The organism is Vibrio sp. 10N.239.311.G01 (genome assembly GCF_041465805.1).
Lineage (GTDB): Bacteria > Pseudomonadota > Gammaproteobacteria > Enterobacterales > Vibrionaceae > Vibrio > Vibrio crassostreae_C.
This window is the reverse complement of sequence record NZ_JBFSRM010000012.1, coordinates 135,699-155,823: the sequence shown is the minus strand read 5'-3', so window position 1 is coordinate 155,823 and position 20,125 is coordinate 135,699. Positions and strand designations below refer to the sequence as shown.

18 protein-coding genes and 2 tRNA genes are annotated in these 20,125 nt (G+C 43.7%); 17 read left to right on the top strand and 3 right to left on the bottom strand.

Going from position 1 to position 20,125, the window contains the following annotated elements; translation table 11 throughout:
- Positions 1-126: 126 nt before the first annotated feature.
- From AB6D06_RS12125 to cobA, 6 genes are all read left to right on the top strand, one after another.
- Positions 127-213 (top strand) — tRNA-Leu (locus AB6D06_RS12125).
- A 64-nt stretch (positions 214-277) separates the two neighbouring features.
- Positions 278-351 (top strand) — tRNA-Cys (locus AB6D06_RS12120).
- Between the two features lie 616 nt (positions 352-967).
- Positions 968-3,541 carry a nitrite reductase large subunit NirB gene (gene nirB, locus AB6D06_RS12115; RefSeq protein WP_017071488.1) on the top strand — a complete coding sequence of 858 codons (2,574 nt, stop codon included), beginning with the start codon at positions 968-970 and terminating at the stop codon, positions 3,539-3,541.
- 14 nt (positions 3,542-3,555) lie between these two features.
- Complete coding sequence (gene nirD, locus AB6D06_RS12110; protein ID WP_017069123.1) at positions 3,556-3,879, top strand: nitrite reductase small subunit NirD; 324 nt, start codon at positions 3,556-3,558, stop codon at positions 3,877-3,879.
- 123 nt (positions 3,880-4,002) lie between these two features.
- Entirely contained in the window at positions 4,003-4,818 is an 816-nt protein-coding gene (locus AB6D06_RS12105) for a formate/nitrite transporter family protein (RefSeq protein WP_017062558.1), read from the top strand.
- A 328-nt stretch (positions 4,819-5,146) separates the two neighbouring features.
- Complete coding sequence (gene cobA, locus AB6D06_RS12100) at positions 5,147-5,923, top strand: uroporphyrinogen-III C-methyltransferase (RefSeq protein ID WP_372110315.1); 777 nt, start codon at positions 5,147-5,149, stop codon at positions 5,921-5,923.
- A 51-nt stretch (positions 5,924-5,974) separates the two neighbouring features.
- Here cobA and AB6D06_RS12095 read toward each other — a convergent pair whose 3' ends face one another.
- Positions 5,975-6,472 (bottom strand): DUF4174 domain-containing protein, encoded by a 498-nt coding sequence (locus AB6D06_RS12095; RefSeq protein ID WP_050546503.1) that lies wholly within the window; start codon positions 6,470-6,472, stop codon positions 5,975-5,977.
- 323 nt (positions 6,473-6,795) lie between these two features.
- Here AB6D06_RS12095 and AB6D06_RS12090 point away from each other — a divergent pair, with 323 nt between their 5' ends.
- From AB6D06_RS12090 to AB6D06_RS12080, 3 genes are all read left to right on the top strand, one after another.
- Positions 6,796-7,269, top strand: a complete 474-nt coding sequence (locus tag AB6D06_RS12090; RefSeq protein WP_010429860.1) for an NYN domain-containing protein — start codon at positions 6,796-6,798, stop codon at positions 7,267-7,269.
- A gap of 80 nt (positions 7,270-7,349) precedes the next feature.
- Positions 7,350-8,015 carry a response regulator transcription factor gene (locus tag AB6D06_RS12085; RefSeq protein WP_017062555.1) on the top strand — a complete coding sequence of 222 codons (666 nt, stop codon included), beginning with the start codon at positions 7,350-7,352 and terminating at the stop codon, positions 8,013-8,015.
- A complete protein-coding gene (locus AB6D06_RS12080) occupies positions 8,012-9,397 on the top strand; it encodes a sensor histidine kinase (RefSeq protein WP_017064547.1) in 1,386 nt (461 codons plus the stop codon). The genes AB6D06_RS12085 and AB6D06_RS12080 overlap by 4 nt, the downstream gene beginning before the upstream one ends.
- Positions 9,398-9,581: 184 nt before the next feature.
- Here AB6D06_RS12080 and AB6D06_RS12075 read toward each other — a convergent pair whose 3' ends face one another.
- Positions 9,582-10,886: a dicarboxylate/amino acid:cation symporter gene (locus tag AB6D06_RS12075; RefSeq protein WP_017062553.1), complete on the bottom strand. Its 1,305-nt coding sequence runs from the start codon at positions 10,884-10,886 to the stop codon at positions 9,582-9,584.
- Between the two features lie 559 nt (positions 10,887-11,445).
- Between AB6D06_RS12075 and AB6D06_RS12070 the strand changes: the two genes are divergently transcribed.
- The 7 genes from AB6D06_RS12070 (at position 11,446) to AB6D06_RS12040 (ending at position 18,655) form a co-directional block, all read left to right on the top strand.
- Positions 11,446-13,542 carry a TonB-dependent siderophore receptor gene (locus AB6D06_RS12070; protein WP_372099401.1) on the top strand — a complete coding sequence of 699 codons (2,097 nt, stop codon included), beginning with the start codon at positions 11,446-11,448 and terminating at the stop codon, positions 13,540-13,542.
- Positions 13,543-13,735: 193 nt separating this feature from the next.
- Positions 13,736-14,503 (top strand): DUF3450 domain-containing protein, encoded by a 768-nt coding sequence (locus AB6D06_RS12065; protein ID WP_372099399.1) that lies wholly within the window; start codon positions 13,736-13,738, stop codon positions 14,501-14,503.
- A complete protein-coding gene (locus tag AB6D06_RS12060) occupies positions 14,503-15,879 on the top strand; it encodes a MotA/TolQ/ExbB proton channel family protein (RefSeq protein WP_017062549.1) in 1,377 nt (458 codons plus the stop codon). The genes AB6D06_RS12065 and AB6D06_RS12060 overlap by 1 nt, the downstream gene beginning before the upstream one ends.
- Positions 15,879-16,439 carry a MotA/TolQ/ExbB proton channel family protein gene (locus AB6D06_RS12055; RefSeq protein WP_372099397.1) on the top strand — a complete coding sequence of 187 codons (561 nt, stop codon included), beginning with the start codon at positions 15,879-15,881 and terminating at the stop codon, positions 16,437-16,439. The genes AB6D06_RS12060 and AB6D06_RS12055 overlap by 1 nt, the downstream gene beginning before the upstream one ends.
- Positions 16,436-16,840, top strand: a complete 405-nt coding sequence (locus tag AB6D06_RS12050; protein ID WP_004739212.1) for a biopolymer transporter ExbD — start codon at positions 16,436-16,438, stop codon at positions 16,838-16,840. Before AB6D06_RS12055 ends, AB6D06_RS12050 begins: the two co-directional genes overlap by 4 nt.
- Before the next feature lie 19 nt (positions 16,841-16,859).
- Positions 16,860-17,480: an energy transducer TonB gene (locus AB6D06_RS12045; RefSeq protein ID WP_008219721.1), complete on the top strand. Its 621-nt coding sequence runs from the start codon at positions 16,860-16,862 to the stop codon at positions 17,478-17,480.
- Positions 17,477-18,655 (top strand): tetratricopeptide repeat protein, encoded by a 1,179-nt coding sequence (locus AB6D06_RS12040; protein ID WP_372099393.1) that lies wholly within the window; start codon positions 17,477-17,479, stop codon positions 18,653-18,655. Before AB6D06_RS12045 ends, AB6D06_RS12040 begins: the two co-directional genes overlap by 4 nt.
- Before the next feature lie 129 nt (positions 18,656-18,784).
- Here AB6D06_RS12040 and AB6D06_RS12035 read toward each other — a convergent pair whose 3' ends face one another.
- A complete protein-coding gene (locus AB6D06_RS12035; protein ID WP_017067850.1) occupies positions 18,785-19,105 on the bottom strand; it encodes a hypothetical protein in 321 nt (106 codons plus the stop codon).
- Between the two features lie 343 nt (positions 19,106-19,448).
- On the opposite strand from AB6D06_RS12035, the gene AB6D06_RS12030 reads away from it, so the two are divergent.
- Positions 19,449-20,078, top strand: coding sequence for a PepSY-associated TM helix domain-containing protein (locus tag AB6D06_RS12030; protein ID WP_372099392.1), 630 nt, complete (start codon positions 19,449-19,451; stop codon positions 20,076-20,078).
- The last annotated feature ends 47 nt before the right edge of the window (positions 20,079-20,125 follow it).

Sequence of the window (20,125 nt, the reverse complement as noted above, 5' to 3'; positions counted from 1 at the left end):
CTTGCCAAGGTTGAGGTCATCGGTTCGAACCCGATGTATCGCTCCAAATTTTGTAGTGTTGATTCATTTTGACATTAAGATGGTGTTTTACTTTTCAGTAATCGGCATCGCAATAAAAAATTGCGTGCCCTGGTGGTGGAATTGGTAGACACAAGGGATTTAAAATCCCTCGACGTTCGCGTTGTGCCGGTTCAAGTCCGGCCCGGGGCACCATCTATTTGATTATTACCTCGCTTGGTATTAATCAAAAGAGTTGTTCTCTTAAAACACTATTGAAGGCGCCTTGGCAGAGTGGCTATGCAGCGGATTGCAAATCCGTGGACCTCGGTTCGACTCCGGGAGGCGCCTCCACTATTCAAAGTTGAAAGGCCAGCAGAAATGCTGGCCTTTTTGCTATCTGAAATTCTAAACCCTCATGCTATGTTCAAACTTCCACGTATGCTCTCTAATCAGTAGCACCACTAGGAACAAGCTATATCAGATCACTTTTGTGCCGGTCTTTTCCTTATGTAAACCTATCATTTGCTAAACAACCAACAGCATCTGTTAACCAATTGCGCCGTTTGTGAGTGGAATGAGTGGGGAATGGAAAAGGGCGACTGTCTTTTGCGTCATTAAATTCTTCATATTTATACATAGTTGCTTATGATCCTGTAACGCTTTCATGAGTTATTACACTTATTATGACCACAAATGAAAATGATTGTCATTTACTTGTGTTACTGCTAACCTATTGTGAAACTTTACAACATCTTATCTAATGCACGAAAGTGTATATAAAACCCCGCTAAACCTTATTAAACCTACGGTTATTCGTTTGCTTCGTATGATAAATTAGCAGATCTACCTCTTTTGCCCTACCCCTTTAGGGTAGTTCGATTTCGTAATTGATTTACATCATATTTTCATTTTCTTTCATAATTCATTATTCGCTCAGTTAAGAAATATATAACCTTCAGGAATTCTTATGAGCAAGATGAAGCTAGTCGTAATCGGTAACGGGATGGTCGGCCATCGCTATATCGAAGATTTAGTCGAGAAGACAGACGTTGCTAACATGGACATCACAGTCTTCTGTGAAGAGCCTCGCGTAGCCTATGATCGTGTACACCTTTCTTCTTACTTTTCACACCATACTGCGGACGAACTTTCTTTAGTTAAAGAAGGCTTCTACGAGAAACACGGCATCAACATGCTGATCGGTGAGCGTGCTATTAACGTTAACCGTGAAAAGAAAACAGTTTACTCAAGTACTGGTCGTGAAATTCAATACGACAAGCTAATCCTTGCTACAGGTTCATACCCATTCGTTCCGCCAATCAAAGGTAACGAAGGTAAAGACTGTTTCGTTTACCGCACAATCGAAGACTTGAAAGCTATCGAAGCAACCGCTAAGAATTCTAAATCTGGTGTGGTTGTTGGTGGTGGTTTGCTTGGTCTTGAAGCTGCAGGCGCACTAAAAGCTCTTGGTGTAACCACGCACGTTGTTGAGTTTGCTCCAAAGCTAATGGCTGAGCAGCTTGACCAAGCGGGTGGTAACCAACTTCGTCAAAAAATCGAACGTATGGGCGTTAACGTACATACAAGTAAGAACACGCTTGAGATTGCTCCTGAAGGCACTGAAGCTCGTAACGTAATGCGCTTTGCAGACGGTACTGAGCTAGAAACTGATTTCATCGTATTCTCTGCTGGTATTCGCCCACAAGACAAACTTGCTCGTCAAATGGGGCTGGGTATTGCACCACGTGGCGGTATCGAGATTAATGATCACTGTCAAACGACAGACAAAGACATCTACGCAATCGGTGAGTGTGCGTCTTGGAACCAAACGTTCTACGGCCTAGTGGCTCCTGGTTACAAAATGGCAACGGTAGCGGTTGACCACGTTGTTGGTAACGAAAGCACATTTGAAGGTGCTGACATGTCTGCGAAGCTTAAGCTTTTGGGCGTGAAAGTAGGCTCTATCGGCGATGCGAACGGTCGTACTCCTGGCTGTAAGAGCTACGTTTACCAAAACGAAGAACAAGAAGTTTACAAGCGTCTAATCGTTTCTGAAGACAACAAGAAGCTGCTTGGTGCAGTAATGGTTGGTGACACGTCTGACTACGGTGATCTTCTACAGCTTATGCTGAACGAAATCGACCTACCAGAACACCCAGATGCATTGATTCTTCCTGCTCATGCTGGTGCTGAAAAGCCAACACTTGGCGCGGATTCTCTTCCTGAGTCTGCTGTTATCTGTTCTTGTTTCGATGTGACTAAAGGCAAGATCGCTCAAGCGGTTGCTGAAGGTCACCACACAATCGGTGATATCAAAGCAGTAACAGGCGCAGGTACTGGTTGTGGTGGTTGTATTCCACTAGTGACTTCAGTACTAAACGCTGAACTTGCTAAAGCTGGTGTTGAAGTGAAGAACGACGTGTGTGAGCACTTTGCATACTCTCGCCAAGAGCTTTTCCACCTAATTCGCATCGAAGAAATCAAAACGTTCGATGAGCTATTAGAGAAATACGGTAAAGGCTACGGCTGTGAAGTATGTAAGCCTCTAGCAGGTTCTATCCTTGCTTCTTGCTGGGGTGAACACATCCTTAAGCCTGAATTAGTGAAGCTGCACGATACCAACGACAACTTCCTAGGTAACATGCAAAAAGACGGTACTTACTCTGTAATCCCTCGTATGGCGGGTGGTGAAGTAACACCTCAAGCACTAAGCGTTCTTGCTGATGTTGCTGCTGAATACAACTTGTACACCAAGATCACAGGTGCACAACGTATCGGCCTATTTGGTGCTCAGAAAGATGACTTACCAGCAATCTGGAAGAAGTTAATCGCTGCAGGTTACGAAACGGGTCAAGCTTACGCAAAAGCACTTCGTATGGCGAAAACATGTGTAGGTTCTACTTGGTGTCGTTACGGCGTTCAAGATTCAGTTGGCCTAGGCGTGATGATCGAGAACCGTTACAAAGGCATCCGTACTCCTCATAAGATGAAGTTTGGTGTGTCTGGCTGTACTCGTGAGTGTGCTGAAGCTCAAGGTAAAGATTTAGGTATTATTGCGACTGACGCAGGTTGGAACATGTATGTATGTGGTAACGGTGGTATGAAACCTCGTCACGCAGACTTACTGGCAAGCGACCTAGACCAAGAAACGCTAATCAAGTACATCGACCGTTTCATGATGTTCTACATCCGCACGGCTGCGCCACTACAACGTACTTCGGTATGGATGGACAACCTAGAAGGTGGTGTTGATTACCTACGTGAAGTGATTGTAGACAACAAGCTTGGTATCAATGACCAACTTGAAACTGACATTGCTGGCCTAGTAGATAACTTTGCTTGTGAGTGGACAGACACTATCAACGATGAAGCTCAACTTAAACGCTTTGCACACTTCATCAATGCTGATGACCGTGATGAAAACGTTGTGTTTGTTGATGATGGCCGTGAACAACACCGTCCTGCGACATTCACTGAGAAACACCCTGAAGCCATTACTTCAAAGCATCAGGGCGACATCATTCACGTAGAATCTGTTTAAGGGGAGACGACATCATGGCATTTACCAAAGTTTGTAAGATCGAAGACATTATCCCAGGTACAGGTGTTTGTGCGTTGGTTGGTGGTGAGCAAGTAGCTGTATTCCGCCCAACGAAAGCTGAAGAAGTATTCGCGATTAGCAACACAGACCCTTACTTCCAGTCAAACGTGTTATCACGTGGCTTGATTGTTGAGCACAAAGAAGAGCTTTGGGTAGCAAGCCCACTTAAGAAGCAACGCTTTAACCTAGCAACAGGTGTGTGCATGGAAGACGAGAACTTCAACGTGAAAGCGTACAAAGCTCGTGTTGCCAAAGGCGCTGTAGAAATCTCTGCTTAATCTTCGGATGAGTAAGATTTGATAGTTCAAGGGTTCTAGTTCTCGATATTGCCTTAACTCGGCAACTAGAGCCTTTTCCTATCCAATTTTAACTTTTAATTTAAACTTTTTAAGGACAACCTTATGTCTCCTGATTACAAACCAGCTGAATTCGTTCAAACGATGATTGATGTGGGTGAAGCGAAAACGAAAACAAGTACTCGCGATCTTCTGATTCGAAGCACTATGGCTGGTATCATCCTTTCTCTAGCGGTTGTTGTTGCTATTACAGCAATGGTTCAAACCGGTATTGGCCTTGTTGGCGCACTTGTGTTCCCAGTTGGCTTCGTCATTCTAAGTGTAATGGGTTATGACCTAGTAACTGGCGTATTCGGCCTTGCACCTTTAGCGAAATTCGACAACCGCCCAGGTATTACTTGGGGTCGTATCCTACGTTGTTGGGGTATTGTTGGTCTTGGTAACCTTATCGGTTCTTTGATTGTTGCTTTCCTTGTTGCAGTATCACTAACGGGTAACTTCTCTTTAGAACCAAACGCTGTTGCTCAAAAGTTCATTGCTGTTTCTACAGGTCGTAGCCTAGGTTTTGAAAACATGGGTATGGACGGATGGATCACGTGTTTCGTACGCGGTATCTTCTGTAACCTTATGGTATGTCTAGGTGTGATTGGCAACATGACTGCACGCACAGTATCTGGCCGTGTAGCAATGATGTGGTTCCCAATCTTCATCTTCTTCGCACTCGTATTTGAGCACACAGTGGTAAACATGTTCCTATTCCCACTAGGTATGATTCTTGGCGCTGATTTTGGTATCGCGACATGGTTGAACTTCAACCTTATCCCAACAATCCTAGGTAACATCGTTGGTGGTCTATTAATGACGTGTGTTCCTCTATACCTAACTCATGCTAAAACAGCTCCTTCTCTAGGCGCTAAGTAATTAGATAGTTCTAGGTTAATGAGCAACTAATAATGTGTGTTAAGCCCCAAGCTGTTGATTTGGGGCTTTTTTGATCTTAACACTCTCTACTTTGATAACCGTGCACCTAAGGCGAGCAATGTGTGCTTGATGATGGTGCAAATGTCAGGGTTTTCCAACGTAATAGATTGTTTTGTTATATAAACTTCTATCTTGATTAGAATTAATCGTAAAGTTTTATGGCAACAACTGATAGTCTAAGAAGTAGGGATATTGGTGATTCATACAACGATGAATCGTCATATAGAATTAAGCTTGAAATATAACAAGCTAACTTTCGGAGCAAAGCATGTCAGAAGTATCGCCATCGAATGTTAAAACAGGAAACACAGGATTTGTTTCATTAGTAGGTGCAGGTCCGGGCGACCCAGACTTACTTACGTTAAAAGCGGCACGAGTGATTCAACAAGCAGACGTGTTGGTTTATGACCGTTTGGTATCAAAAGATATTTTGGCGATGGCTAATCCAGAAGCGGAAATGTTGTATGTGGGCAAAAAGCTCGATCATCACTGCGTACCGCAAGATCAGATCAACCAACTATTAGTGACCAAAGCTCAAGAGAACAAACACGTAGTGCGTCTAAAAGGTGGTGACTCGTTTATCTTTGGTCGTGGTGGTGAAGAGTGTGAAACGTTAGCTGAGAATGACGTGAGATTTGAAGTGATTCCGGGCATCACAGCTGCTGCCGGAGCAACGGCTTATGCGGGCATTCCGTTGACGCACCGTGATCATGCACAAAGCGTGCAGTTTATTACAGGTCACTTGAAGAAAGATGGCGAAGATATTGACTGGCAATCTCTTGCTCAGCACAACCATACCATCGTGTTTTACATGGGCTTGAAAGAGAGTCCGAACATTCAGAAGAATCTACTCGATAATGGTATGCGAGCTGACATGCCAGTTGCGATCATCGAAAACGGTACACGCCAAGAACAAAAGGTGTTTAGAGGTGGGTTACGTGGTTTAGCTGACCTTGCGAGCGTCGCAAAGAGCCCAGCGCTGATTGTTGTAGGCAGCGTGGCTCAGCTCCATGAAAAACTTGCTTGGTTTAACAAACAAGCTTGATCGTTTGACCTTCTAATTGGATCTCTAAGCCACTACTGAGTCCATCAAGAATCAAATACTGCAGCGGCTGCCTTGTCGCTGCATTTCTTGTTGGCGCATCGGCATTTCGTCAATGATATTGGTGATCTGTTTCCAATCTGTTTTGCCACTCCATCGGTGCTTCTCTTTCCCGTCTTTACCAATCAAAACAGCGGTATGTGATCCTTTCGGGATCTCGTAAATACTGGTGACTGCTTCTAAGTTAAACTCTTCTTCTAACCAAGTTGGGACTGTGTAACCACTCTCAGCAATAACCATAATGACGACATCTCGTTCGTCCAATTGACAGTTATTGAGCAACACTTCATTCAGAAACTCTTTAACGATTGAATCTTCCTTTGGAGCGAAATAAATCACACTGCGGTGTGGCAAAGGCTTTGAGTGAGAATAAGCGGGGTAGGCGAGTACTGAATTGATGGTTAAGCTCATGATTATTACCGTGCTGATGGTCAGTAGTTTAAGCAAACTAAACCAGCTACCAGAGTTTGATGGTTGATTTAAAGTTTGCATCGCTTTGGTTGTGTCGATGCTTACGATCGAATTGTGTGTTTGTCGGTGCAGCATTGCCAACCTCCCTTTAAAAACTCTAAGCCTGAGTACGATCTGAACGCTACGTAAAGAAGAAGGTGAAGATCAGAACCACCTAAGAAACGCTCAAAACAAATCCACTTACAATAAGCATAGTTAGGATTACGTAAAGACACTTAGCTTTACGCTAAAGATATTAGATTTACGTTAACGATAGCTGGCAGGTTCATTTTTATTGAGTAAAGCGACTCGCATTTTACAATTGAATAGAATAGGGTATACGGAAAATCTAAAGGTATGAATTTATGGAAAACATAGCAATTTTGGTCGACGTTCAGAACGTTTACTACACGACGCGCGACAAATACCGTTCTAACTTCGACTATAACCAGTTTTGGTATGTTGCCACGGAAGGGCGTAACGTTATTGCAGCTAATGCTTACGCAATCTCAAGCCAAGATCCAAAGCAGCGTCAATTTCATCATATACTTCGTGGTGTGGGCTTTAATGTGAAGTTAAAGCCGTTTATTCAGCGTCGAGATGGCAGTGCAAAAGGCGATTGGGATGTGGGTATTGCGTTAGACGCGATAGAACTTGCTGAGACGGTTGATACGATTGTTTTGGTATCAGGAGACGGTGATTTCGAAATCCTTGTAGAGCGAATCAAAGAGCGCTTTGGCAAGCCTGTTGAAGTGTATGGTGTTCCCGGGTTAACTGCTCAAAATCTTATCGATTCTGCATCAAAATTTGTACCGATTGAAAAAGATTTTCTTCTATAGAGGAAATCGGGCACTTTATAATTGAAATCAATAATAACGATAATTAGAATGCAAACAGTTCTTATTTATCGGTATGTGTAATGTCTCGCGTTTTAGTTGTTGATGATGATATTCAGTTGTGTGAATTACTGGGTGAAGTGTTAGAAAATGAGGGGTATCACGTTGATACTGTTCATTGCGGTGAATCCGCGCTTGAGTTTATTCAATCTCACCCTGTCGATTTGGTTCTACTCGATGTAATGCTTCCGAACCTAAGCGGCATTCAAGTAGCAAGACGTATTTGTCAGCGTTTTGCTACTCCCATTCTTATGCTAACCGCGCTTAACGACGATGCCTCAATGCTCGATGGCTACCAAGCAGGCGCCGACCAGTACATCGCTAAACCTTTCAATGTTCCTGAGCTCCTGACTCGTATAAAGGTGATTTTACGCCGAGTGGGCTTTGAGCGTCAGAGACAATCTTTAGCTTCCTCTAATCACGGCTTGTGTGAACAACTCTCTCGTTTGCCATTAACTGGCACTGAAAAAGACTTGCTTGATTATTTGGTCAAAAATGACGGTATTGTCGTCTCAAAATCTGATCTGCAAATCCATGTACTCAAGAAAGAATTGTGTCCCTTCGATCGTAATTTAGATATGCATATCAGCAATATACGTAGAAAGCTCGTTCAGGCAGGTTTGTCTAAACAACATATAAAAACCGTTCGTGGTAAAGGTTACAGTTACCTAGAGTCGGTCGGAGCATGAGTAAAAAACTGCTGCGTTGCCCTGATTTTATTGCTAAGCGTAAAGACGGACTCACTTTCCAACTGTTCAGTTACCTGACCGTCATTTTGGTGAGTATTTTGATCCTGCAAGGTGTCGCTGAAAGAGCCTTGATGAAAGCGCTGCTTAAAGTCCCAGAATCGGTAAAAGCGGAAATGCTCGACCTTGCTTACCAAGCGAATGTGTTGATCGAAGAAGGGGACATGGATGAACTCGCGGACTGGGGTAATGCTCAGCAGTATTATCTGTTCGTCATTGATAAAGACAATCGTCCGATCACACATCGTCACATGCACCCACATTTTGAATTTAAGCTCAAATACTTAAGAACGTTAGATCACCAACTTAGTGATCGTGTGAGTAAGCCGATCTTCGGCCTACCACTGGATAACGGTAAAACACTGGTTATCCAACTACCGCACCAGTTTCATCCCGCAAAATCTTTTGCGCCATATTCCTATATGCTTAAAGCATTGATTGCATTGGTCGTATTGTCTCTGTTCTCGATTATCATGGCCAAAAGCCTTCAGCAACCGTTGGATAGATTGAGAGAAGCGAGCCGCAGACTGGCTCAAGGTGACTTCACGGTCAGTGTGGTGTCGGAGTTGAACTCCACCACGCGTGAATTCAACGAGCTTGCACACGATTTTGATTATATGACCTTTGAGATTAAATCTCTGGCTGAAAAGCAACGTTGTTTGATTCGTGATGTCTCACACGAGTTAAGAACACCATTAGCAAGGCAAAACCTCGCACTACACCTGCTGCGCAGCAAGGTTGATGATAAAAGCATTGGTTTGCTAGAACGAATGGAAAATGAAACAGAAGAGATGAATAAGCTGGTGGGTGAGATACTTGAATTTAGCCGCTTAGAAACCTCTCGCTATGACTCCAAGTTAAGTTTAATGCACCTTGAGCACTATTGTTCAATGTTGATCGCGCAGATGCAAAACGATTTAAAACCGAATCAAACTTTGATTGGTTCCCTAGAGACGCCGATATCAATGGTGAACGTTGATGAGAGGCTACTGCTTCGAGTCATTGGTAACTTGGTCGGGAATGCCATTAAATACGCGGGTGAGAACGCTCATGTGGTCGTGACGACATACGAACAGGTAATGGATAGACGTTACAGTGTAATATCTGTAGAAGATGACGGTGACGGTATTCCTGATAACAAGATTGCAGGTATATTCGACCCGTTTACTCGTATTGAATCAGCAAGAGACAAACGGTCTGGTGGCTACGGTCTGGGCCTTGCGATTGTTAAAGAAGCGATGGGTGTGATGAATGGACATGTAACTGCTGAGAATAGAGAAGGTGGGGGGCTGAGAGTGAACTTGATGTTCCCAATCGGTGATTAGCTTTCCCTATTGATAATTACCTTAAATTGATAACTGTCCCAACTCAGTAGTACTGACTTAAGCGATACCCAATAAAAACGCCACTGCATCTGCAGTGGCGTTTTTCTTTATGCGCTTTGGTATGGGCTAGGCGTAGCCATTAATTACGCCTTAGCTCGGAGGCAAGAGCGTCAGAGAAACTAGATTATGCCTGTTGGCGCGCTAGCTTAACTTCTTCTTCTTTCTCGCCGGCTGCAGGGTCATTGAAGCGAGACTCATCAAGAGCACCTTCAGACTTCGCCACGATGATAGATACGGCACTATCACCTGTGATGTTTACAGCAGTACGAATCATATCAAGAAGACGGTCAACCCCCATGATTAGAGCGATACCTTCAAGCGGTAGACCAACTTGGTTCAATACCATCGCTAGCATAACAAGACCAACACCAGGGACACCTGCAGTACCAACAGACGCCAGTGTCGCCGTTAGGATAACCATTAGGTAATCACCCATTGAAAGGTCGATGTTGTACGCTTGCGCGATAAACGCCGTCGCAACACCTTGCATGATTGCAGTGCCGTCCATGTTCACAGTTGCACCTAGTGGTACTGTGAAAGAAGCGACTTTGTTGTCTACGCCCATACGGTTCTTAGCCGTTTCCATAGTTACTGGAATTGTTGCGTTCGAAGATGCTGTTGAGAATGCAAACATGATTGCATCTTCCATCTTACGTAGGAACGTAATCGGACTAAGACCTGTGAATCCTTTAAGCATCGCACTGTAAGTCACCAAGCCATGCAACAGCAGGGTACCAGCAAGCACTAAGAAGTATTCTGCTAGGTTCCAAATTGCACCTAAGCCAAGGCCAGAGAACAGTTTCGCCATCAAGAAGAATACGCCGTAAGGAGCAAGGTTCATTAGTAGCGCAACTAGCTTCATGATCACTTCGTTTAGATCAGAGAAAACTGCAGCGATACGTTCACCGGGTTTGCCCGCTGCACTGATTGCGATACCAAACAACACTGCAAATACGATAACTTGTAACGTTTTGCCCTCAGCCATCGCCTGAATAGGGTTGGTTGGGAACATGTCGATGATTACTTGGCCCAGAGAAGGGGCATCCGCTGATTTGAAAGAGCTCGCAGCAGTAAGATCCGCACCAGCTCCAGGTTGGAACAGGTTACCGATAGTTAATGCTAGAGTGATGGCAACGGCAGTAGTACCGATATAAAGTGCAAGCGTTTTGCCACCCATACGGCCAAGAGTTGATAAGTCTTTAAGAGAACTTGTACCGCACACTAGTGAAACGAAGACTAGAGGCACAACAAGCATTTTTAAACTGGCGACAAAGATTTGTCCGCCCACTTCAAAGAGTCCGTTAACGATGTAGTTGTTAACAAATCCGTTGTCTGCAAAAAGGGATTGAATGGCGAATCCCGTTAATATACCTACGACCATACCGAGGATTACTCGACCAGTCAGAGACATAGGTTTCTTGGTATTCATTTAGAACACTCCTTATTATTTATAACTTTGATACCTTTTCAAAGTGAGCAGGAGATTAGCAGTCGGATAATCAATTCGAAAAACAAAAAATGAGTTTGGAATTATAGATGTGATCAAAATCACTGATAATTGTGTAAATTAAACAAATAAAAACAAAATAATTCACTATTAATTTACATCTATCGAGGTTTTTATACATAAATTTGTCGTTTCAAAGGTAGTAAATAAGAAGAGATGATTTTCTTATCAATCTTCACGTCTTCAATTGACTGAACAAATACCGTTGTTTCAAAAAATTCGGTGAAGATAACCAGTCGATTTACGTCCATGAGCCTTAATTATTTGTATTGAATGGTTTTGTTGAACTCCTCAAATATGACTCACCGACAGGCCTTTACAAAACTTTACGAATGCAAAGAATGTAAATTTAATGCAAATGGTAATAGTTATCACTTATATTCACTCCCGAAATAATTCAGTGGTACCGGCAACGGTTCAGCGAACACATCGAATAAATAACAAAGTGTTCGTCTAAAAGAATAAAAGCGGAGTAAAGGACATGTTTTCAAAGAGCCCATTGGCTTTAGTGATCGGCGCAGTATTAGCTTCACCAGCAGTATTGGCAGAAACAGTAAAAACAGACGAGCATATGGTTGTTGAAGGTCGTGACTACGGTTATAAAGCCGACACGAACACAACAGCAATGCGCATGGAGGCGACTCAATTAGAGACTCCGGGACAAGTTTTAGTAATCGATGAGCAAATCATCGATGAACAGCGTGCAACAACGCTTGGTGACGTGCTTAAGAATGACGCGAGTGTAAGTGCTGGCGGTACAAGCCGTAACCGTGAACGTTTCTCTCTACGTGGTTTCTCGGTAGAAAGCTCTTCGGGCTTCCTTAAAAATGGCCAGCAACATTGGTCTCACTACCGTCAACCAATCGAACTGCTAGAGCGTGTTGAAGTACTAAAAGGACCTTCTGGTCTTCTTTACGGTATTTCTGCACCAGGTGGTTTGATCAACATGGTAAGCAAAAAGCCAACTTACGATACGCAAGTAAGTGTTAGCCAAGATATTGGTTCTAATGACCATTCTCGTACAACGGTAGACGTAAGTGGCGCTTTGAACGACGCTGAAACTCTACGTGGTCGCGCGATTCTATCTAAAGAAAGCTACGGCTCTTGGAGAACTTATGGTGACGGAACTGAACCACAAACAGAACGTTTTGTTGGTGGTGTATTCGTTGATTACGATGTAACTGAAGACGTGACAGTTTCTGTTCATTACGACAAAACTAACGACGAAGGTAGCGTAGATTCTGGCGCTTTATACACGCTAGACGGCAACCGAGTAGGTAGCGACAAGCACATCTGGGATGCACAGTGGTCACAGATCGAGAATGATGTTGAGAACGTTGGTTTTGATATTGCTGCTAACCTGACTGATACATGGTCATTAAAAACAGGTTTCAACTACCAAGATTTCGAACGTATTGATATGGAAAGCTACCCAAGCTTTTCAAATATGAATCCTGATGGTACGGGCACCGTGACTCAAGGCGGTAACTACCGTCATGATAAATGGCGTTTCAGAACGGCTTACGTTGATCTAACAACAACCGCTGATCTTGCGGGCGCAGAGCACCAACTATTATTCGGTGCTAATTGGTTAGGCTACAGCTATTACCGTGGTATGGATCGTTTCAGCAGCGGCGAATACGCGCCAGATGCAACGGTACCAGCACCGTCAGTGGGTCCAACATCGCTAGGCAAGATGAGCACTTACGATACTTGGGGTTTCTACATTCAAGATCTGATTACTATCAATGACGAATGGCAAGTTCTTGCGGGCGCTCGTTTCGACCGTAAAGTAAGTGATGGCGTTGCAGAAGAAAACGTAGCACCTAAGCTTGGCCTGATTTACCACCCGGCATCAAACGGTAGCATTTACGCTTCTTACTCTGAAAGCTTTGAACCACAAGGTGTTGTCTCTAGCGGTAGCCGTAACTACACCAACGATGGCGAACTTCTTGATGCCGCGACGGGTGTTTCTTACGAAGTCGGTACTAAGTGGGAGCTGATGGACGAACGTCTATTCGTTTCTGGTGCGGTATTTGATATTACCCAAGAAAACATCTCAATGGATGTAGAAGACACTTCATCAGGCGATTGGACGAAGACACAAGGTGGCGAACAAGTTCACCGTGGCGCTGAGTTAGCAGCGCAAGGCTTTATCTCCGAAAAATTCTCTATGTCTGGTTCTGCAATGTACTTAGATGCTGAAATCACGAACCATGAAACGTATGAAGGTAACCGTCCAGTTGACGTACCTGAGTTTGCAGCAAGCGTTTGGTCTACCTATGCAGCAACAAACGAAGTTGATGTGAACCTAGGTCTTATCTACGAAGGTTCTCGTTACGGTGACAGTGCGAACACTTTCAAGAAAGATGGCTATGCACGTGTAGATATGGGTGCTGCATACACGCTTAAGTACGACGATTCTCTTGATTTCGTAGCGCGTCTAACAGTCGAGAACGTATTTGATAAAGAATACCTAGCGGGTGGCGGTTCAACATCTTCAAACCACCAATTTGCTGAAGACGTAGTAATCGGCGAAGGCCGTAACTACATGGCGACTTTACAGGTAAAATACTAATTTGTTAGTAGGGTACTATTGTTAGCCTAAATACTAAGGGGAAAGTTTCGGCTTTCCCCTTTCGTGATTCTGCTATTCAGTAAAATATCCCTAGTAATGCGAGTGACTTTTAATGATAATGAGAGTGCTTATCAATAATAGTATTTATCAATAAAATGTATTTGACCTTCTTCTATAGTAAATGACTACAATTATGAATCTTTTAAAAACTAGCCTAGCGCTTGCCATCAGTTTGGTTGCAACGTCTTCTATGGCAAACAGCTTGGATCAAGCTCAATCAATTCAAAACAAGACCAATAACGCGTCGGCTTCGAGCCAAAAGGTTATTGATAAAAGCTCACAAGCGACTTTAATGCTGCAAGCTGAGATTGAGCGTCTGCAAGAAGAAGTTAAAAACCTAGAAATCTATCACGATCACCTTGCTGCATTAGTTGAGAGCCAAAACCAAGAAGCTCAAAGCATTGAAGAGCAGATCGAAGAAATCAAATACACACGCCAAGGTGTTGTGCCATTGATGTATCAAATGATCGATGGTCTTGAACAGTTGGTAGAGAAAGACGTGCCGATTAAGAAAGAACAGCGTCTAGAAAGAGTAGAAAAGCTACAAGCAATGATGACTCGTGCTGACGTAAGTGACGCTGAGAAATACCGCCGTATCCTAGAGGCATACCAAATCGAGATGGACTACGGCATTAAGTTGGGTGTTTACCAAGGTCGTGTCGCATTGGCGAGTGATAAAACAATCGAGGCAGATGTTCTGCACCTAGGTCGTATCTCTTTGGTGGCTCGTAACCTAAATGGCAGCCAATATTGGTCTTGGAATCAAACACAAAATCAGTGGCAAGAGCTAGATTCTTCAATGAAATCTGAGCTAGATAAAGCTTACGACATTGCAAGCCAACAAGCGGCGCCAAGCCTAATTACTTTACCTGTTTCTTTAACTGTTGCGGAGGTTAAGTAATGAACTTAAAGCCATTAGCAGCATTGCTTTGCATTACATCACTTTCATTTTCAGCTTTCTCTGCATCAGATACGACGGCTCAGCTCGTTAATAAAGCAAAATCAGAGAGTCGAACTCAAGCTTCTCACAACGTAGTGCGTGAAGCTGATTTCAAAAAGACAGAACAAGAACTGAAAGCGATCAAAGCTCAGCTTGAAGCGAAGCGTACGTCTATCCAAGGTGCGACAGATGTTCTGACTCAAACGTTCAGTGATAACGAAAACAAGCTTGCTCGCTTAGAAGAGAAGCTGCGTTTAGAAACCGGTAGCTTAGGCGAGCTGTTCGGTGTCGTTCGTCAAAACGCAAAAGAACTCGGCGCAGAGCTTAGCTCAACCGTGAATAGTGTTGATCGTGCTGAACACACTGCAACTGTTGATCAAATCATTGATGCTAAATCACTGCCTTCAATGCCACAGCTGACCGGTTTGTGGATGAGCATGGTTGAGCAGATTCAAGCGAGTTCAGAGCTTAGCAAATCTCAAATTGCATTCATTAATGGTGAAGGCAATACAAACAAGGTTGACGCTTACCGACTAGGTTCGATTGGTCTTGTGACAGAGCAAGGCTATGTTAGCTGGAACACTCAGCGTGAAGATGCGATCGCTTACCTTAAGCAACCACAAAATGGTCCAACGTTAGCGTCACTTTCTTCGTTAGCGAATGGTGAAGTATCTAACGTGGTTGTCGATCCTTCTCGCGGGTTTATGCTAGAGCAATTAGCACTTACGCCAAGTTTAACTGACCGTCTACAAGCGGGTGGTGTGGTTGGTAAAGTGATTCTTGGCCTACTAGCTATTGGTCTAATCATCGCATTAGTTCGTGGTGTCTCTCTTGCTATCGCACGCCAGAAAATTCGCGCGCAACTTAAGAACCCTGAGCAAGCGGGTGATAACCCACTAGGTCGTGTTCTTGCGATGTACAACAAGGAACAAAACCAAACGGTTGAAGCGTTAGAGTTGCGACTTTTAGAAGCGGTAGTTGATGAGCAGACTCACCTAGAGAAAGGTCTATCGATGCTTAAGCTATTGGCGGCACTAGCACCAATGTTGGGCCTTTTAGGTACAGTAACCGGCATGATCGAAACATTCCAAGTGATCACTCAGTTTGGTAATGGCGACCCTAAAGTTATGGCGGGTGGTATCTCGATGGCGCTTGTAACTACGGTACTTGGTCTGGTTGCGGCAATGCCTCTTCTACTGGCACACAACATTCTTAGCACTCAAGCAGAAAACATTCGCAATATTCTTGAGAAGCAAGGTATTGGTCTTGTTGCTGAGCAGGCTGAAAAGACCGTTGAATCAAACGCTGTTGTTTCACCAGTTGGGACTGCTGCGTAATGGATATTTTGTCGGCTTCTCTATTACCAGCGAGTTGGTTAACGAGTGACTGGCTGCTGTCTTTATCAAGCTTTATGGAGCAGGGCGGTTTCGTCCTGTGGTGGCTAGCGGCTGTTGTCCTAGTGTATTGGGTGCTTGTGGTAGAACGTGTGCTTTATCTTGCGTTCTACTTTCCTAAGCAACGCCAAGCTTGGATAGCGAAATGGCATGAAAGAGAAGATCACTCTTCTTGGCATGCCAAAGCCATTCGTGAAGGTTGGTTAGGGCAAGCGAGTATCTTGCTTAACCAAAACTTGAATTTTATTAAGCTGTTAGTCGCTATTTGCCCGATGTTGGGCTTGCTAGGCACTGTAACCGGTATGATCTCTGTTTTTGATGTTATGGCGACACAAGGCAGCAGTGACCCTAAATTGATGGCTTCAGGTATCTCGTTAGCAACACTGCCAACCATGGCAGGCATGGTTGCAGCGTTAGCGGGCATGTTCGTTCACGCTCGCTTAGCGAAAGTATGTAACCGCTTAGAATTGAAATTAGAAAAATCTTTAAGGAGTCAACGATGAGACTCGGTCGACGTCATTCTAAAAACGAAGAGGCTCAAATAGACCTTACTTCGATGCTTGATATTGTCTTTATCATGCTTATTTTCTTTATTGTGACCAGTTCATTTGTTCGTGAGTCAGGGGTGGAAGTCAATCGCCCACAAGCTTCTAACGTAGTAAGCCAAAAGGATGCAGGCATCTTTGTTGCGATTACTTCTGCAAACGACATTTTCATCGACAAGCGTGTCGTAGATGTTGAACGTGTCCAAGCGACGTTAGAGCACTTGTTGCTAGAACAACCTGATGCTTCTTTGGTTATTCAAGCGGATGAACACGCTTACAACGGTACTGTTGTTAAAGTGATGGATGCCGCGAAAGGTGCAGGTGTTAAAAACATTGCGCTTGCTGCTGATAAGCGATGATCTTGGAGGATCTTCATAAATGATTCGCCTATTTCTTGCTTTACCGCTAGCGGGCGCGTTGGGCTTAGCGCTGTTTTCTTTCATGGCTTGGATGGTCGATAATGGCCACCAACGTTCACCAGACGATAGCGAGACGTTAAGTTTCAACATGGTAATGGTGGAACAAGAACAAGAAGTTCAAAGAAGACAACGCGCAGTCCCTGAAAAACCAGAAATGCCAGAGCCGCCACCGGAAGCGCAAACGTCTCAGTCACAAGCTGAAGTTACGCCTCTGAATTCGATGTCTTCTTTGCCTTCATTGGATTTGAACACATCCATTGATGGCTTAGCGATTAACGCACCGACATTCTCTGATTTTGGGTCAAACCAACAAGCAATGCCTTTGTATCGAGTAGAGCCTCGTTATCCAGCGAAAGCGCTTAAGCGTGGAGCTGAAGGGCATGTGATTATGTCTTTTACTATCGATGAAACGGGACGTCCAATTGACATTCAAGTCACTGACGCAAACCCACGTCGTATGTTTGAACGTGAAGCGATGAGAGCACTTAAAAAATGGAAATATCAACCGAAAGTCGTCGATGGAAAAGCGATAGCTCAGGTTGGTCAAACCGTGAAACTAGAGTTTAAGTTGGCAAAATGATGAAACATATATGGATATTAGTGGGCTTGTTGTTAATGCCCCTTACAACACAAGCGCAAGAGCTATCTCAATATACTGCCATTCGTGTTCAAAAGGCGCATAAGCTTGCTCAAGATGAACAGGTTAAACAGGCGATTGATGTACTCGCAGGCTTGGAGCTTTCTAAAGGTTACGACAAAGCATACGTAGCTCGTATGTTGGGTGTGTTTTACTGGCAAGATGGCAAAACTGACGCGGCGATTAAGCAGCTCACTTATGCCGTCGATACGAATTTGTTAGTCGATGAGCAAGCTTGGATAACGAAGCGTATGCTGGCTGATTTGTTGTTGAACGATCAGCAGTTTAAAAACGCGCTTCCGCACTACTACGAGTTAGTGAAAACAGCGCCTGAAAAGGAAAAGAAAGACACGCTTTGGATGCGAATTGCACAAGCTGAATACCAAATTGAAAACTGGTCGAAAGTCCTAGTGGCCATCGGTAATCACGACAAGTTCAATTCAAAACCAGAGTTATCACCTCTATCGCTAAAACTGGGCGCACAGCTTCAGTTAAAGCAGTGGAAACAGTCGATTCCTACACTGGAAAGCTTGATTGAACTTCAACCCGAGAAAGATAACTGGTGGCGTCAACTGGTTGGTATTCAACTTAGGTTAGATCGTAATCGTGATGCATTGAACACGTTAGCACTGGCTGATCTACAAGGTGTTGAGCTGAAGAACTCAGATCGCCGCTTGTTAGCGCAGCTTTACGCGAAACGTGGCATTCCAGAGCGCGCAGCACAAGAAATTAGTAAGTTAGATGATGCGAACAGCGATGTTCAACTTCTGGCTGAGCAAGCAACCTACTGGCAGTTAGCGAAAGAGTGGGACAGTGCTATTGAAGTGTGGACGTTAGCGTCTAGAAAAGACACGCAATATCATTGGAATGTGGCTCAGTTACTGGTTCAACAAGGTTACTACGATCGTGCTCTGGTTGTTTTGGATAAAGTGAAAGACAAGAACAAGCAAGCTGATGTTGCTTTAGCGAAAGTACGTTCATGGTACAAGCTAAAGAATCTTGATAATGCTCTTGCTCAAGCGAAACGTGCGAACAACATTGAGCCTTCTTCTGAAGCAAAAGGTTGGATTAAATATCTGACTCAGCTAAGAACAGTGAGTGATAACGGCAACGTCTAACCTCTGATAGCAATACAGAAGACAAGAGAAAGTAATATAGAGAAAAGGGTGTCATTTGATGGTTCAAATGACACCCTTTTTAATTTTGGCGGTTAAAGCTTTTTGAACTTTATCGTTCCAATGCGGCAGTTAAGGCTCGCACATCGTGCCGCTGGACGTAGCACTTTGAATCACGCCGCTGGTATCAGCAACCCAATTAATGGTGCAGTCACGATAAGGGTTTTTGAATGCGTGTACTGTATAACCATTGTCTAACGGTTTCTTGGTTTCAATCCAAGCATAGTTTCGAGACGCCCAAAAACTGATAGGGCGTGACCGTTCGGTGAGATAACGTTCTTGTACATCGGTTATGTCTGAACCGATGTATTCTTGAATATGTTCTTCCGTGCTGATTATTTGGCTAGTGCACGCCGTCACTAGCGCAGCAAAAGCCAAAACAAAAATACGCATTTCAAATCCTTTTAAGCTTCATTAGCTATCATCAAACCAGTGATCAAATAGTCCCAACTTTCTATCCTTAAAGCTACGACTGTTACCTTAAACCCATCTCAATCAAGCATGTTGAGATTGAGCTTTTTTGAGCTTTGACCCTGTTATCAATAACCTCTAATAAAACGAATCAAATCCCTTTAGTACACGTTAGCAAGAATATGCATACAGTTCGATTACTTCCCATGTAATGTTATGTAAATTTTCTTACGCCGCTCGGCAAACGTAAACAATGTAAATTGAATGCCAATACGAATGATTATCAACTAAATTGTCGCCATAAAATTTATAGGTATTGGTTTGTATGTCGTTAAAAAGTAGGGCGGTTCAGTCATGGTCTCGTCGACTTCATGTTTATATTTCTATGGCTCTTCTGTTCGTGGTTCTTTTCTTCTCAGTGACAGGTATAACCCTTAACCGACCTGAGTTATTTGAATCAAGCCAACCCAATATCCAACGCTCTACGCTAACGCTTCCTACTAGTTTATTTACGATCCAAGACGGCCGTTTAAAAGCTGACGAGACAGCCTTTGAAACGTTTCTGTTTGAAGAAGCTAACCTCTCCGGCGTTCCTTCAGGTTTGGACATCTACGCAGAGATCGAAGACGGTGAGTTGCTCATCGGTGAAGTGTCTATGGACTTCAAAGGACCGGGCTACAACGCTTCCGTGTTTGTTGACGTTACGTCTGAATTTGTAGAAGTCGAAACCACGAATTACGGCGTTATCGCATTGTTGAACGATCTGCATAAAGGTCGTAACAGCGGTGAAGTATGGAAATGGTTTATCGATATCACTGCGCTACTGATGATCTTCTTTGTGCTTACTGGCGTGTGCTTACTGTTACCTAAGAAAAAAACACTCAATACCTCCATTAAATGGACGGTGTTTGGGTCTGCAATCTCACTTGCTATCTATTTTGTCGCCGTACCTTAACCCTTAATTAGCTTGATGAAGTGGGTTGATGAATCAGCTTGAAGAAC